The 14,981-nt window shown below is 37.5% G+C and carries 16 protein-coding genes; 10 read left to right on the top strand and 6 right to left on the bottom strand.

The genetic code is table 11. The features are described from left to right. Positions 1-123 precede the first annotated feature (123 nt). The 5 genes from WIW72_RS01675 (at position 124) to WIW72_RS01655 (ending at position 3,840) form a co-directional block, all read left to right on the top strand. Positions 124-576 carry a hypothetical protein gene (locus WIW72_RS01675; RefSeq protein WP_337701648.1) on the top strand — a complete coding sequence of 151 codons (453 nt, stop codon included), beginning with the start codon at positions 124-126 and terminating at the stop codon, positions 574-576. A gap of 81 nt (positions 577-657) precedes the next feature. Next, on the top strand, positions 658-891 hold the full coding sequence (locus tag WIW72_RS01670; protein WP_337701650.1) for a hypothetical protein: 234 nt from the start codon (positions 658-660) through the stop codon (positions 889-891). 27 nt (positions 892-918) lie between these two features. Then, a complete protein-coding gene (locus WIW72_RS01665) occupies positions 919-1,749 on the top strand; it encodes an ABC transporter ATP-binding protein (RefSeq protein WP_337701652.1) in 831 nt (276 codons plus the stop codon). After that, a complete protein-coding gene (locus tag WIW72_RS01660) occupies positions 1,725-2,573 on the top strand; it encodes a hypothetical protein (RefSeq protein WP_337701653.1) in 849 nt (282 codons plus the stop codon). Before WIW72_RS01665 ends, WIW72_RS01660 begins: the two co-directional genes overlap by 25 nt. 103 nt (positions 2,574-2,676) lie before the next feature. Then, a complete protein-coding gene (locus WIW72_RS01655; RefSeq protein ID WP_337701655.1) occupies positions 2,677-3,840 on the top strand; it encodes an MFS transporter in 1,164 nt (387 codons plus the stop codon). Here WIW72_RS01655 and WIW72_RS01650 read toward each other — a convergent pair. Beyond that, a complete protein-coding gene (locus WIW72_RS01650) occupies positions 3,832-4,647 on the bottom strand; it encodes a DMT family transporter (protein WP_337701657.1) in 816 nt (271 codons plus the stop codon). The two genes, WIW72_RS01655 and WIW72_RS01650, sit on opposite strands and share 9 nt — an antisense overlap. Before the next feature lie 36 nt (positions 4,648-4,683). On the opposite strand from WIW72_RS01650, the gene WIW72_RS01645 reads away from it, so the two are divergent. Both WIW72_RS01645 and WIW72_RS01640 read left to right on the top strand, forming a co-directional pair. Next, positions 4,684-5,079, top strand: coding sequence for a hypothetical protein (locus WIW72_RS01645; RefSeq protein ID WP_337701659.1), 396 nt, complete (start codon positions 4,684-4,686; stop codon positions 5,077-5,079). Next, complete coding sequence (locus tag WIW72_RS01640; protein WP_337701661.1) at positions 5,076-5,612, top strand: hypothetical protein; 537 nt, start codon at positions 5,076-5,078, stop codon at positions 5,610-5,612. Before WIW72_RS01645 ends, WIW72_RS01640 begins: the two co-directional genes overlap by 4 nt. 103 nt (positions 5,613-5,715) lie before the next feature. Here WIW72_RS01640 and WIW72_RS01635 read toward each other — a convergent pair whose 3' ends face one another. The 3 genes from WIW72_RS01635 to WIW72_RS01625 all read right to left on the bottom strand — a co-directional run bounded on the left by WIW72_RS01635 (position 5,716) and on the right by WIW72_RS01625 (position 7,992). Continuing rightward, positions 5,716-6,072, bottom strand: coding sequence for a winged helix-turn-helix domain-containing protein (locus WIW72_RS01635; RefSeq protein ID WP_337701663.1), 357 nt, complete (start codon positions 6,070-6,072; stop codon positions 5,716-5,718). Between the two features lie 138 nt (positions 6,073-6,210). Next, complete coding sequence (locus tag WIW72_RS01630; RefSeq protein ID WP_337701665.1) at positions 6,211-6,441, bottom strand: Lrp/AsnC family transcriptional regulator; 231 nt, start codon at positions 6,439-6,441, stop codon at positions 6,211-6,213. 72 nt (positions 6,442-6,513) lie between these two features. Then, positions 6,514-7,992 carry a carboxypeptidase M32 gene (locus WIW72_RS01625; protein WP_337701667.1) on the bottom strand — a complete coding sequence of 493 codons (1,479 nt, stop codon included), beginning with the start codon at positions 7,990-7,992 and terminating at the stop codon, positions 6,514-6,516. Between the two features lie 72 nt (positions 7,993-8,064). Here WIW72_RS01625 and WIW72_RS01620 point away from each other — a divergent pair, with 72 nt between their 5' ends. After that, the gene (locus WIW72_RS01620; protein ID WP_337701669.1) at positions 8,065-11,487 is read left to right on the top strand and encodes an MMPL family transporter; all 3,423 of its coding nucleotides are present in this window, start codon (positions 8,065-8,067) and stop codon (positions 11,485-11,487) included. Positions 11,488-11,535: 48 nt separating this feature from the next. Here the strand turns inward: WIW72_RS01620 and WIW72_RS01615 are convergent, their stop codons facing one another. Next, positions 11,536-12,084 carry a class I SAM-dependent methyltransferase gene (locus WIW72_RS01615; protein ID WP_337701671.1) on the bottom strand — a complete coding sequence of 183 codons (549 nt, stop codon included), beginning with the start codon at positions 12,082-12,084 and terminating at the stop codon, positions 11,536-11,538. 97 nt (positions 12,085-12,181) lie between these two features. On the opposite strand from WIW72_RS01615, the gene WIW72_RS01610 reads away from it, so the two are divergent. Continuing rightward, positions 12,182-13,663, top strand: a complete 1,482-nt coding sequence (locus WIW72_RS01610) for an ABC1 kinase family protein (RefSeq protein WP_337701712.1) — start codon at positions 12,182-12,184, stop codon at positions 13,661-13,663. 65 nt (positions 13,664-13,728) lie between these two features. On the opposite strand, the gene hsp14 is transcribed toward WIW72_RS01610, so the two are convergent. After that, positions 13,729-14,109, bottom strand: a complete 381-nt coding sequence (gene hsp14, locus WIW72_RS01605; protein WP_337701673.1) for an archaeal heat shock protein Hsp14 — start codon at positions 14,107-14,109, stop codon at positions 13,729-13,731. A 284-nt stretch (positions 14,110-14,393) separates the two neighbouring features. On the opposite strand from hsp14, the gene WIW72_RS01600 reads away from it, so the two are divergent. Further along, complete coding sequence (locus tag WIW72_RS01600; protein ID WP_337701674.1) at positions 14,394-14,981, top strand: hypothetical protein; 588 nt, start codon at positions 14,394-14,396, stop codon at positions 14,979-14,981.

Raw genomic sequence — 14,981 nt, 5'->3', positions numbered from 1 at the left:
TGCTGTTTTTAATGGAGACTATAAGGTAGTTGAGGGCTCGATGCTAACATATTCAACCTTAACAGTCCTTTCCAATTTTGTTACCGATTTAGTTTACGGTGTGTTAGACCCGAGGGTGACTAGATGAGGAGGAGATTTGTCTTTGCTTTTATAATATTTCTTATAATTGTGAGTATAAGTTTATTTTTCGACGTTTATAGGCTTCCTAAGGGAAAACCTTTACAGCCTCCCTCCTATCGGTATCCCTTAGGGACTTACATAGACGGCAGTAACATGATCAATGTAAATGCTATAGCAATAGTTAACACGCTAATGTTCGGAGGGCTAGTAGGGGTTGGAGAGGTAACTCTAGCACTGACTTACGGTATTATCGCTGGAGCTTACGGAGGAATAGTGAGGAGCGTGATGGTGAGATTTATAGATGCTCTGAACTCGTTACCTAGGTTACCCTTACTCCTTTCCATAGCTCTATTTTACGGTGTGCCTACTGGTAACTCGTTGAAGGCCAACTTCTTCTTAACAATATTGATCGTAATGTTCACAGGTTGGAACATATATGCAAGGCAGATAACATAGCTAGTTTACACTTCCTCAGTAGGTAAATCCACTAGAAGAATTTTAGGTAAAGTAGACATTAAGTTAGTGTTTAGAAGCGTCATGAGACAAGGGATAAATCTCCTAGTGCCGAGTTCCATTGATGGAATTGCTACGTATACTGGAATGGGCGTAATAGGTGGGGTTGGCGATCCTAATTACCCTACGTTGACTACTTTACTGAACACAGCTTCTCATTTACTTTATGATTGGTGGATGTTCTTAGTTCCTGCAGTATTTAGGGGAATAGTTCTTGTTCTGTTACTTGTTCTTGCAGACGAAATAAGGAGGTTGTGATAGATGCTGGAGTACGAGTGTCTAACCGTGGATAACAAGTTAAACTGTTTTACAGCCGTAATTAGTGCTCACACTGGAATATTAGGTCAAAGGGATAGTGGAAAGGAGGAAATATTTAAGGCAACATTTAGGGTAGTAAAGGCTAAAGGAAAGATAAGTTTAGATGGGGTAAATATTTTAAAATTAGGAGAAGAAGACCTTAGAAAAATCCTTTGGACTAGAATAAGCTGGATGCCTTATGATGTTTCTCAACTTTTTAACCCTATATACGATGTTGCTTCACACTTCGTTGAGATCGTTGTTAGCCACAATTTAGGATGTTCAGAATATGCATTAGACTTAGCTAAGGAAAAATTAAAAATTCTTGGTCTAAACCCCGAGGAAATACTTAAGAGTTATGTCTTTCAGCTATCGCCGTTAAAGTTAAAGAAAACTGCTATCGCGCTCGCAACTTTTATTGAACCCGATTACGTGTTCATAGACGATGTAGAATACGGAATCAGTGAGGTTGATCAGATACAAATAATCAACTCCCTTATAGACCTTATGTCGGTAACGTCTAGTAAGTTTTTAATCTCTGATGATGGCCCAGCGGTTCTCTCCCATCTTACTGACGAGGTTATAGTCATTTACAAGGGTGAAGTAGTTGAAGAAGGAATTAACGTGTTATCAGATCCTCTTCATCCTTATACTATCGACGTGTTAAGAGGATATGTACCACCTAACGGAAAGACTTCCTCAGGATGCGTATATAGTAATTCATGTCTATACTCCTCCCTTAAATGCCAAACTAAAAAACCTGAGCTAATTAGAGTCGGTAAAAGGGTGGTAAGATGTCATCTCTATCCGAACATATGATTCTACAGTTGGAATCTGTATATGGAAACTTAGTTAGAGATATTAGTTTAAGTATTCGCAGTAGAGAACTTATGCTTATTGTGAGCGATTGGGGTAAGGGCACTGAAGAATTATCAATGCTATTGACGTGTGAGATAAAGCCGAAGAAGGGTAGAATTACCCATATCATAGATAAGAAACAGATGAGGCTTATCCCCAGAGAATTTATATCGAGCGAATTAAAGATAAAGGATATTTTGAAACTTTACGAGAAAAAATTCGGAAAAGGAGATGAAATATGGATTAAAACAATATTGGGAGATCAGGTGACTGAAAATACAAAAATTAACGACTTAAGTGAATTTAATAAGTTCAAATTGGAAATTCTATCAATATTTTTTGGAAAAGTAAGCTTGATAGTAGCTGTAGATTTTCTGTCCACTATGGATACACAGTTAAGGGAATACGCTCTCAAAATGTTAGTTAAGGTAACGAAAATAAAGTCAGCAAGTTTAGTCCTATTTAATCCCTCTGTAATTTATCCCTATGTCTTTGACAAAATAGTGATTTTATTTGGTAACGAAATAGTAGAGGAGTCTACTAAGAAGGAGTTCTACCACCCTTACTCTCTGCTTCTTCAAAACACGAAGCTCACATTAGGCAAGCCTAGAGAGAAAATTCCTATAAAGGAGATAGGAGATCCATCAGACCACGGCTGTCCGTATCACCCTTATTGTGATCTAATTAATAAGGAGTTGAGGAAACGATGTTATACTGAAAATCCCAAATTATTTAACGTTAGAGACAATAAGGTAAGATGTTGGTATTATGAAAATATTAAATAAGGTATTTTAAGATATTTTTAAATAAAATGAATATAGTATCTATATAGTGGCTTAAACATTAGTAGTTAAGCTTAAATTCGGTATCGAACTATTTTCTCAAGCCATGGCTGAGCACAAGTCTAGTCTAATATATGCAGCTATATTTCTTGTTTTAATAACAGTATCAGATAGAGCAACTAATAACATGGTAACTACAACAGTCCCCTTACTCGGAAAATATGTTCTGCACTTCTCTAATACAGTAGTAGGACTTCTCTCTACGGTAATCTTTGCCTTTACTTTCGTGGCTACGTCGTACATTAATCCTTCGTTAAATGCAATTACTAGAAAGAGAGCCTTCATACTCTCTAATGGTTTTATCGTCTTGTCCCTTCTACTCTATTATTATTCTAACGTATTTACAGTCTGGTTCATATCAGCTTTAGCAGGTCTGACATTTGGCTTAATTATGCCGAATCTAATAACCGCAGCGAGTTTAGCAAACGATCAAAAATCAGCTGAAAGGTTGTTGACATTATATTCTACAAGTCTGAGCCTGAGCCTGATCATAGGTCCTGCACTTGAAACATACCTCCTGACGAGAGTTGGTTACAGAGAGATCTTCTTGTGGTTCATTCCGCTGGCTATGGTCGCGTTTATTTTATCCACTAAGCTGAAATTCCCAGAAGTGAATAGGGAAAGTAAAGGAATATCAGCTTTAAAGAACAAAGGTTTCGTCTCCTCGATAATGTCAATAACGACTTACAACGTGCCCTTTGCGGCATTTACAACGTTCTTAGCTATCTTAGCCAAAGAGAGATTTAATGTTCCAGACTTTGAAGCGTATTCTGTTTTTCTGCCTTTCTTTACAATATCATTTCTGACTAGACTTTCAATGACTATTAGACCCTTCAGTGATCTTAGAATGCCTTTAGCAATATCGATAGGTATTACAATCGCTGGATTACTTGGAACACTTTATGCTCCTTCATACATAACTTTTCTCCTGGTAATAGCTTTGCTCGGTATACCTCACGGCTCTATCTTTCCAATGTCTACCATAATGATAAGCAGAGCGACTACAATCGCGGAAAGAAACGCTGTAAATTCATATTTCTTGGCTTATAATAATGTGTTATTCCTAGCAGTTCCAGCTATAGTAGGGTTTGTATCGACCTTTTTGGGTTTGTCCCTAACTATGACACTTCTAGTGTTCCCGGTGTTAGTTACGGCGATAACGTTCTTTAAGATGTTTTGGAGAGACGAGATTTTGAGGGGTTTAGAATGAGATTAAAATTGCAGAGAATATTATTACGAGTGATCCGAGCACTTGCAAAAACGTCAATACTTGATGTAGAATAACAAAGGCGAGGAGGATTGTAAACACAGGTTCTAAGGTAGAAATTACTGTTGCAGTTATAGAATCGCTTTTCCCCATTCCTTTGTAGAAGAAATAGTAGGGTAGAAGAGTAGCAAATAAAGCTAAGTACACCCCAGTGTATATAGAGGCTATTGTAAGATTGAATGAGTTAAAAAAGAGGAAAATAAGCGAGAAGGGAAAACTCCATAAGGATTGTGAGGCTATTATCTCTGTATTAGTCATTCTTCTGAGTTGAAGTCTTCTTGATTGAATTATTAGGAGTGCGTAGGTTATACCTGATGCAAGTCCCAGATATAGGTCTTTAAGCGTTATATTTGAGAGGTACATCAGGTAGACTCCAAGAAATACGGAAAAACTAGCTGCTATTTTCCTAATGTTAATTTCCTCACTCTTAGAAATCAAGGAATATAATAATACCCATAAGGGAGCCGTATATAAGAACACTGCCGAGAGGGATGCGCCAAGATAGTTTATGGTGTAGATATACGTTTCGTAAAACGTCACGGCAATTATTCCAAGAAGAATTGAGGGGAAGTCAATGATCCTCCTTATCTTTACAAGCGGTAAGATCAAAATGGAGGATACTAATGATCTAATCATAACCATTTGAAAAGGGTTTGCATCTTCTCCATAACCTATTTGAACAGCTACACCTATTGTTCCCCACAGAAAAGAAGATATGAATAGGTCTGTTATCCCTTTTTTCAGCTTCACAAGTAAAGTAATAAGGTGAAAAGATAATAAGCCAATATGAACTGGGGTAAAATACTTGGTATGGTTGGGGCGTTGGCGTTTATCTTAATCTATCTAAATTACATAACACTCACTTTTCATTATGGTATTTTACAAGTAGAAAATTTGAGACAATTAAAGAACCTCAACGTCAGTATAGTAGGAGCGAATTCTTCAGCGATTATAGTCAGAATGAATAATCCGTTGAATGTATCTGTGACTGTGTGTAATATTAGTGGTAAGTACATAGTATTTGGAAAACCTATCGTAATTCCTCCTCAAACCACTAAAAATGTAACAATCCAGATAACTAATTACCAATCCTTAGTAAATCAGATAGACAATAACGATGAGTATATTTTAATTAAGCTTAAGATCGAAAACACAACCTTAACTTCGGTGAACTTAGTATGAGGACAACAGATAGAGTTCTGTTATCATATTACGTGAGTTCTATACTGATAACATTTATTCCCTTACCTTGGTGGTACTATAGCGTTGGAGGAATTTTCGTAGTTTATGACTCACCTTTTCAGATCTCTGTGAGCCTTTTGGGTAGTAATTTAATCCTAGCTAAACTACTAAACTTATTTTTAAATGCATTTAGAATATACGTAGGCATAAACTTAGTGTACAATTCGTTGATGTTGGTGAGGGGTAAACAAGTGGCTAAGTATTCCACAATGGCGTGGTTACCATTATTCTATATGCTAGATCCTTTGCTAATTTACGCAGTATTTAATTACGTGATATCTTCAGTAACGGGAGACAATTTTAGATACCCCTTACTTATTATAGGTGTCGAGGATTTTGTAACCTCATATAATAATGTGAACATAGATATGCTGATCTTTTCATACCCTACTCTACTTTACTGGTTTACCTTTATTCCCACAATACTTTACATAACAGCATTAATAACAGGACGTAAGTCCTCAAAGTCATAAGGAAAAACCGGAGTTTATTTGATAGTCATAGATAACCATGACGTCGGCTTCTCTATCTGCTACGTTTCTCACAGCTTCTACGTACTTCCTGACGTTTTCTATCCTATCCGTTATACAAACCTATTATACCTGCTTGACCGTCGTTGATCTCTAAGATCTTACATGAGTCGAGGATTTTTCTAGTCTCCGCTACTCTTCTAGTGAATATTGAGAACATAACTACATCAGTTTTCTTTAAGTCTATTATCGGTATCAACTTTACTATACCTTTTTCTAAGAGGATCTTAGTTCTTTTCTCTACAAGTTTCTGAGTTAAACCTGTCTCTTGAGCTATTTCTGCAGCTTGTGCCCTAGGGTTTCTGACAAGGTATTTAACTATCTGTAAATCGTAAGGCTTAGACTCTATGATTTCCTGTTTAGGAAAGTACTTAAGAGAATAATCACCCAAGATTTTTTTCATTCCTTCTATTTTATCCTCTATCTCTGGAATGGAACTTCCCTCAACTCTTTAGACGTTTAACCACTCTAAGCACTTGAATTTGAAGAATATTCCTTCTCCTACATAGTCATAATAGTTCTTAAAAGCTACAAAGCCGTACTACTTACCGTAAAAGTTAGGATTGACTAAAACCGTGTAGCCTTGGAATACTCCTTCATCTTGGAATTTTTTAATACGATAAGTTAGGGAAGGAGGCGTAAGGCCTAATTCTTTGGCTATATTTCGTTGGGACAGGAAAGGATCCCTAAAAAGATAAATTAAAATCTTCTTTTCAAGTTCATCCTTCGTAGTCACTATTTGTATTAAACCGTTTAATAGTTTTTCCTTCAAATAAATATACAATTACTGGCTAAATATGAAATCTACATATATATAAACTCACTTTGTAATTCTGGTAAAAAATTAGCCGATCCCCTTCAGACTAATATATTTATCCCTTAAGTACGAGAGTAACCCTTCAGGATCATAATCTTTTCCAAAAGCCCTCCTCAATAAGGTCTTCGGTGGATAAGTAGCACCGTATTTACAAATTAACTCTTTCAAAATATCCTTTATCTCGTCGAACTTCCCTTGAGACACTAAATCATAAAGGTTAGGAATCTTAAGGTAAAGCATCCCAGCGACAATATTACCTAGAGTGTATGTAGGAAAATAGCCTATAGAGCCCTGAGACCAATGTATATCCTGCAATACTCCTTCAGCATCGTTTTTAGGAGTAATGCCCAGATATTTCTCCATCATATCGTTCCAAAGGGAAGGTACTTCCTTCACCTTCATCTTCTCGCTTATTAGTCTCTTCTCGATCTCGTACCTAATTGCAATATGGAAGTTATAAGTAACTTCATCCGCGTCAACCCTTATCAGGCTCGGCTTTACAGTATTGAAATACTTGTAAATATCCTCCTCGCTATATTTGCTTAAGAACGGTAAGTTCTCCTTTAACGTCGGATATACAAGTTTTATAAATTGTATACTCCTACCAATAATATTCTCCCAAAATCTGGACTGGGACTCATGAATACCTGTTGATGCACCAGTAGCTATAGGTGTACCTTCAAATCTAGGGTCTATGAGGAGCTCGTAAATAGCGTGTCCGCTCTCGTGTATTACAGAAAACATCGTCGCCTTAAAGTCCTTTCCTTCATATCTTGTCGTAATCCTCACGTCGCTACCAGATATTCTAATTGTAAAGGGATGAGCCGAAACGTCCAGTCTGAACTTGTCTGTTGGCATATTCAGTAACTTGATTATGAACTCGTTAACTTTCTTCATCCTTTCCGTTTCATATTGAACGCTCTCTAGTTCGTGACTTGAAGGGAAATATTGCGCCTCTTGAACTTTTTTAAGTATATCAGATACCTTGGGAAGGAGAGTGTTAAAGATTCTATCTCCATCTTCAGTGGTGAAGCCCTCCTCGTAAAGGTCTAGTAGAGCATCATAAGGTTGTTTTTCATAACCTAAGTAGTCAGCTATCTTCCTCGATAGATCTACTATCTTCTCTAGGTAGGGAGAAAAGAGGTGAAAATCGGACTTAGCCTTAGCATTTCTCCATATTACTACACTCTCATTTGTGGTCTTAGTGAATTCCTTTATTACCTCTATAGGGACTTTAGTATAGTATTTGATGCTCCTCCTCAATACTCTAACCACTCCCTTTTCTTCATCACTAAGCTTTTCCTCGTCTATTTTATCTAATTTCTCAGAAATCATCAAGTAAACCTGTTTTTCCAGCTCATTAAATGCGGAGAATACTTCACCCCTCGTAGAAGCGTCAGCTTCTGGCATATAAGTTTCTGTGTCCCAGGCCATTAATGCTTCTGCATATCCGTATGCCCATAATTTCTTGTATTCCTCTAATAACTCCTTAACATTATCAAACATGAGTATCAAAATACCATATGAATTGGAGTTATTTAGTGTAATGCTTTTAAATTAAAGATATATCTATATTCTATGTTCGAGGCATTAGGTAAGTTCATTGTGAACAAGTGGTATGTCGTTGTCGCATTATGGGTCGTTACGCTTGTCATTGCTGCCCCTCTATCTAGTCTATTCTTTAAGTCGGTTAGTTACAAAGTGACTTTCTCCGTACAAGGTAGTACTTCGGAGATAGCTGAAAACATAGTGAATAACTATTTCAACCTAAGCGGAGCTTCTGGCTCGAATGCCGTAATAATTGTGAGGGGAAACGCTACTCCTTACGCTGGATATTTCGCGAACCTGACCAATTACGGAAACATATCCATTACCAACTATTTCTCGATAGAGAAATCTTTGCTCAATAAGACGTTCTATTCGTTAAATAAGGAGATAAATAACCTTACAAACGAATTACAGAATATCTCGAAGAGTGAATCTAATGTCTCTAGTTTTCTCTCCGAAGAGAGGGAAAATATGACATCTGAAGTAAACAGCCTCTTAAAACTTCATAATGCTACGCTAAAAGTGGAACAAGAGTTCGTTAACCTCTCCTACAAAATTAATTCGACTTCGGAACAACTTGCAGAACTACATGACGTAATGATTCAAAACTATTCGACATTTGTTAAAATTCATGAAGGAGAAATACAAAATAATCAGACCGCTTATAACATTTCTAAATTCCTATACGTACCAGTTTCTATTTTCTTAAATTACTGGGAGTATAACTATAATTTAACTCACAACGTTAGTGAGGCCAACTTTATCGCCTTTGAAAAAACTTATCCACTACTCAGCGGAAAAGAAGCAGAATACTTCTACTTGTTTTATCAGAGGTGGGACTCATCACAACCTTTACCTGATCCATACGCCGTGGCACAAATAGATGTGGAGAATGTAAGTGATGAAATTTTCAATTCTTCTCAGCTACTTTTCGTCAATTTCATGTTTAAGTATGTAAATCTGTCGAATTTCAATAATCCACTTAATGATGAAATTTTCACGATTTATTACTTCAATTACACATATAATGTACCTTTAAACTTAGCAAAATTACTGCTTTATGAGACCCCTCAAACAGCCCTCTTCTCTGTCAACTCCGAAAAGACCGGAATACCTATAACTGTAATACAATCAGTGTTTTATGCTACTCCCTCAAATGTTAGTAAACTCTCCTTGTCTCTGATACTCTCCAAAGTAAACTCTACCAGTGAAAGAGAGTTCATCCAATGTGTTTACGAAAACCTAAGCGAAAATATGAGTGTCTTTGCGTTAAAATACGTAAGTCTCCACGCTAACGTTAGCTATGGTATAGTAAGAGCCTCACTGAGCATAAATTCTACTTCAGATGCTGTCACATTCCTAGCTGAGCAGATATCTAACAAGACGGATCTTCCTAGTTGGGTGTTTTCTTCTCTATATTATCAAGGTAATGTGAGTAACCTCTCAGCTTATTTAGTTTCACTTCACTTTGACAAACTGGAAAGCCTTCTTAAGGCCAGCAACTTAACCGCGAAACAACTTGCATTAAGGCTACTCAACGATACTGAGTCAAGACCTCTTGCTGTAACTTTGATTGTGGATTACATTAATTCGACCTCCCCCATAATAGTCCTAAATAAGACGTTGTTAATACAAGACTTATTAAAAAATTTTACGTGCTATCAAGCCTTGTTATCGGGGAAGTACCCCATATATCTGAGCATCAGTAATGAGCTTTACTCTAACGGTATTCTATTACTTTTCTTAAAAGGGAACTTCACGTACGACGAAGCCAGCAACCTAGAGAAAATGATAGAAAGTCAGACCCACCTAAACTTAACATTAACCGGTCCGGAACCTATATCACAACAGCTCAAAAACGTCGCTTCAGTTGCCTATTCAACGGCTATACCGGTAGGTATAGCCCTTGCAATACTTTTAGCTGGTATATACTTCAGGTCTTTTATTGCAGCCTTTATGCCGCTTACAATTTACTTCTCAGCGTTCTTCGTATCCTCTGTATTTATTTACGTACTGGTGATTAAAGTTTTACATATAACGGTCAATTTCCTTACTCCGAGCGAAGTTTTATTGCTGTCACTGGGACTCGGCACAGATTATGTGGTCTTTATAGCCAGTAGGTATGTAGAGGAAAGAGAGAAGGGAGTTTCCAGTAAAGATGCTGTATACGAAGCCGTGAGGTGGGGAGGTAGGGCTGTCACAATAACAGCTCTCATAGTGATGCTATCGTTCTTCTTCATCTACGTTTATCGCATCCCGTTCTTCTCTGACACTGCTATATCCGACATGCTCAGCGTCATAATCATATGGCTTGCTGCAATAACTTTGTTTCCCGCTATCCTAAGAGTCGCCGGTGATAGGCTGTTCTTCCCGAGAAGGTTTAATAAGAAGGAGGAGATTAAACCTAGAAGTTTGAAGAACCCAGGTAAAATTGTAGGACTTATCTCGACTGTAGTGATAGCGGCTTCTCTTTTCGCGTTATTCACACCTTTAACCCTTAACGTCTTAGCGCTCCTACCTCCTTCACAAGCTACGGAGGGTGTGACATTCCTAAGCTCCCACTTCACTTCAGCTAACGTGTTCCCGATCTATGTAGTGATACCCTATAACGGCTCTACTAACTTCTCTTTGTCTGAATATAATTATTTTGTGAGTATATACAAAGGCCTTTCGAGTATACAAGGAGTAACAGCAGTAGACTCACCGGTATCTCCTTACGGCTATCTGGTAAACTACAGCAGCTTATCCTCCTACAATTACACGCAATATTTATCTCATGGATACGTTCTCTTTGTAGTAAACCAGAAATATCAGCCCTTCTCTCTTCAAGCATTTAACGTTGTAAAGCAAGTGCTTAGCGTTATAGGAGGCAGAGGCTATGTTGGCGGGGGCCCGGTGGACTCCTACAACATATATAACTTTGTCCAGTCCTATTTCTTCATAGTGCTAGGAGAGATCACGTTCACGATGTTCGTGATACTTCTAGTAATGACAAGGAGCTTGTCTGTGTCCTCTGTAATAATTTACGTAATAATGTCTGCTGTTGCGATAACATTGGGGCTCGAGAGACTTGTCTTCAGTACCCTTTTGGGCTTTTCTATCTTCGCTATTGTGCCTCTATTTCTCGTAGCGATCATCATAGGTATCGGAATGGACTATAACATATTTCTCGTAGCCAGAATTCACGAGGAGTTAGAAAAGGGAAAGGACATGGCCGACGCAATATCAACGTCTGTCGGGACTTTAAGGGTCACTATTGCTTTCTTAGGTTTGATCTTTGCAGGGACTTTAGGCTCACTTATGTTGGTTAACGCATCTATACTTCAGGAATTGGGCTTTGCATTTGCTGTAGCGGCGATCATGGAGACGACGTTATTGTGGGCTTATTTAGCTCCGTCGTTGCTGCTGATTTTGTACAAACGTTTCAAAATAAGGCCTAAACTCATTGTTTAACAGCCTCAACGCACACAAAAGAACCGGAATCTCCTTCCCTTATTTCGTCTATTTTTTCATCTTCATTAGGAGAGAAGAAAAGGTAGATCTTATCGCCTTTATTTTCATCCCTTCCGAGGTAAACGCTTCGTAAAGCTCTCTTTTGCTCACGAAGTTAGCGTGAGAGTAATATTTATGTCCCTTCTTTCCTAATGCTTCGTAGTACATTCCGAAAGGGGAATCTCTAGGTACGTAACATATGACAACCTTGTTCTTACTAACTCTTTTCATTTCTTTCACTAGCTTCCTAGGGTCTTCAACGAAACACACCGTAACAGAGGAGAAAACACAAGGAAAAGCGTTATCTCTAAAGGGTAATTGAAGAGCATCAGCCTGAACTCTATCTTCTTTTTCCGGTGCGTTAATCAGCATAAATATTGAAATATCAAGCGAAATCACGTTCCCTTTAATCACCTCATGAAATATACCCGGCCCAGAGCCTACGTCTAGGCAGTCTCTTAAGTTGAACGAGGATACAAGTCTCTTTTCACTCTCGTAACTTTTTTCATGGATTTTATACCACTTTGAATAACCCTCAGGGTCATTGAATATTTCCATTATTACGATTCTCGTTTCAAGGGTAATAAATTGCTATTTAAATATATGGAAAAACTTCTCAGGTAAAAATCTAATTTAGTCCTTTCTCGGAATTTATATTGTGCTGAATACTATTAAGGTGGGACTTAAACTTTTACCTCACGTCTTACGATTAAGGGATTACCGTTTGAGGACTTTGAAGGGAGAGAAAATAGACGAGGAGAAGATGTATAGAGATGCAGAGAAGTTTCTCAATGTGATCGTGTCTCTAGGACCAGTGTTTATAAAATTCGGCCAAGTTTTGTCAGTACACTCCGATATATTACCAGAGCCCTACCTTAAAGTCCTTTCACGTCTGCAAGATGATGTACCTCCAGCACCTTGGGAAGAGGTGTTTAAGATTATTAAGGAGGACTTAGGTGAGAAATTAAAAGAGTTCGAGATCAATCCTGAACCAATATCTACTGCTAGTATTGGGCAAGTTTATTTGGCCAAGAGAAAAAGTGACGGTAAGACTGTAGTTATCAAGGTTAACAGACCTAGAATTAGGGAGATTGCTGAAGAGGATATAAAGATCATGAGATCACTACTACCCTACACTAAGTTTTTAATGGACGAATCTTTTTACGAGAGCTTGAGGGCTATAGTTAACGACTTCAGTAGGCGAATTTTTGAGGAGATGGACTTCACGAAAGAAGAGTACTACATGAGGAAAATAAGGGAGGAATTAGCCGATTTCCCAGACGTAATTATCCCCATCCCTTATTTTTCCACAAAGAGAGTACTTGTGATGGAATACATTAAGGGATATAAAGTAACCTCTGAAGAAGCTAAGAAAATTGTAAAACCGTCGGAACTGGCTTACAGAATATTTAAGGTCTTCATGATAATGCTTCTTGAAAAAGAGTACTTCCACGCGGATCCCCATCCGGGCAATTTAGCTGTAGATGATCATGGAAATTTGATCATTTACGACTTCGGAATGGTAGGGAAAATGGATCACGAAACTAGGCTAAGGCTTTTGAGGGCTTACGTAGCCTTAATACGTCTCGACGGTATAGGACTTGTAAAAGTTTTAGAAGAACTGGGGGCAATTCAACCTGAGGCTGATAGAGAGGTCTTGGCTAAAGGTATAGAATTATTTCTGCAACAGTTTCAGGGAATTACGGCTGAGACCCTTGAAGTAGAGCAGTTTCTTGAGGCTGCAAATGAGGTTTTTTATAGATTTCCCTTAAAGTTACCCGAAAAACTTACACTTTATATAAGAATGACTTCAATTTTAGGAAGCACGTGCCTTCAGATAGATCCAGACTTTAACTTCTTTCTTAACCTACAAAGACTGATAGAAGAGGAAGGTTTAGTCTTTGAGGCTATACTGAGCGACTTCAGGAATACAGTCAATGCCGCAATACGTAAATTCAGATTGTCCATACTGGAAAAACCTATCATAGTTCAAAATAAGAGAAATAGAACTTATGTGAAGGCGATTTCAATATCCTTAGTATTTGCAGGGTTAGTTTACTATTTGATCACCAAGGACTCTACGATATCACTACTCCTTGGATTACTTGCCCTAGTTTTAGCAACGACCAGAGACTGAAAATTATGTCTGGTATATACTCGTTACTTACGAGTAAAGAATACGTAAAGTTAAATCTTCACCTATCATTCTATCTTAATACTGGCTGTACCAGCTATCGGTATCCTTATTGTAAGTACACCGTTTTCATACTTTCCAGTTATTTGAGCGTCTTTAGCCGGAGTAACGGGTAGCTTAATCTCTTTTCTCACATACTTCGGTCTTTGAGTAACGTATTTTACTCCAGGCTCGCTTATGTCCCTCTCTGCTTCTATTATTAGTTCGTTTTGTCCCGTAATTCTTGCCTTAATTTTCTCCTTGCTAAATCCAGCAAGGTCGGCTACGACTACTAAATATCCTCCTTCCTCATACACGTCAACTGGTGGGTAGACTATTTCGAATACGCTTCTACTTAGCTCTTCTGCTCTCTTCCCCAATTCTTTTCCTATGAAATAGGCAAAACTCATCTTCTTCACCTCTTACCTTTTCTCTTCATTAAAATAGAAAGCAATTTGAATATCATGTACCATCTGAGTAGACGTTCCATACAATCATTATCATTTTGGTGTTATTTATTCTTTTGTTTTGTAATTGCTTAAATCCTATCCTAGTTGAGTACACGATAAAATTTAAGGTCATCATATAAATGACTTCAATTTGTGTTATTATGGTATTATCATATAAAATCTAAGACTCGTTAATACTTCCTATTTTCATTTATAAATATTACGATATAAATAAATTAATCGCCTTGATAACAATTACTCTAAGTTCGGATAAATTTACAGTACTCCACTTCTTACAAGAACACAAGAGGGTATTAAGGTCATTTAGAAATATCACAATTACTAAAGATGAAAGAATTTTAATAAAAGGTAGGGAATATCATTTAATTAAAAAGGAAGTAACACTGTTTGACGTAATTTATACACTTACAAGACCCTCTATTCTCGGAAAGAATACTTTAGTGTTTAGATTTTCAGTACTACCTAAGAACTCAGGGTGTACAATATCTGTGTCAACAAAACCCGAGAAGTTCGAAAACGAGATAGACGAAAAGAAATTCATGGAAGAATTCATCTTTTTTCAAGCAGAAGTCTTGGCGGTGGCTAAACCAATCCTTACAATGTCTGTGCCTCGTGACAAAATACCAGAGATTATTGAATTGGCAATTAGTAGGAGTTTAGGTAATATAATACTCCTTTGGTTCTCCTCTAAAGACGATAAATACGTTAGAGTTAAGGTAAAGAACGGAGAACTGGTAGAAAAAATCGGGGACTTTGAAGATATCTCAACAGATCTGGTTAACGTTATTGTTAAACAATTGGCTGAAACTTAA

The sequence above is a fragment of the Stygiolobus sp. CP859M genome (genome assembly GCF_037389975.1).
Classification (GTDB): domain Archaea; phylum Thermoproteota; class Thermoprotei_A; order Sulfolobales; family Sulfolobaceae; genus Stygiolobus.
This window is presented reverse-complemented; position numbering and strand designations above follow the sequence as displayed.

Excerpts from the sequence above, each read along its gene's own strand:
- WIW72_RS01620 (WP_337701669.1), top strand. The coding sequence starts at position 8,065 with ATGTTCGAGGCATTAGGTAAGTTCATTGTGAACAAGTGGTATGTCGTT.
- WIW72_RS01640 (WP_337701661.1), top strand. The coding sequence starts at position 5,076 with ATGAGGACAACAGATAGAGTTCTGTTATCATATTACGTGAGTTCTATA.
- WIW72_RS01615 (WP_337701671.1), bottom strand. The coding sequence starts at position 12,084 with ATGGAAATATTCAATGACCCTGAGGGTTATTCAAAGTGGTATAAAATC.
- WIW72_RS01645 (WP_337701659.1), top strand. The coding sequence starts at position 4,684 with ATGAACTGGGGTAAAATACTTGGTATGGTTGGGGCGTTGGCGTTTATC.
- WIW72_RS01635 (WP_337701663.1), bottom strand. The coding sequence starts at position 6,072 with ATGAAAAAAATCTTGGGTGATTATTCTCTTAAGTACTTTCCTAAACAG.
- WIW72_RS01660 (WP_337701653.1), top strand. The coding sequence starts at position 1,725 with ATGTCATCTCTATCCGAACATATGATTCTACAGTTGGAATCTGTATAT.
- WIW72_RS01675 (WP_337701648.1), top strand. The coding sequence starts at position 124 with ATGAGGAGGAGATTTGTCTTTGCTTTTATAATATTTCTTATAATTGTG.
- hsp14 (WP_337701673.1), bottom strand. The coding sequence starts at position 14,109 with ATGAGTTTTGCCTATTTCATAGGAAAAGAATTGGGGAAGAGAGCAGAA.
- WIW72_RS01655 (WP_337701655.1), top strand. The coding sequence starts at position 2,677 with ATGGCTGAGCACAAGTCTAGTCTAATATATGCAGCTATATTTCTTGTT.
- WIW72_RS01625 (WP_337701667.1), bottom strand. The coding sequence starts at position 7,992 with ATGTTTGATAATGTTAAGGAGTTATTAGAGGAATACAAGAAATTATGG.
- WIW72_RS01670 (WP_337701650.1), top strand. The coding sequence starts at position 658 with ATGAGACAAGGGATAAATCTCCTAGTGCCGAGTTCCATTGATGGAATT.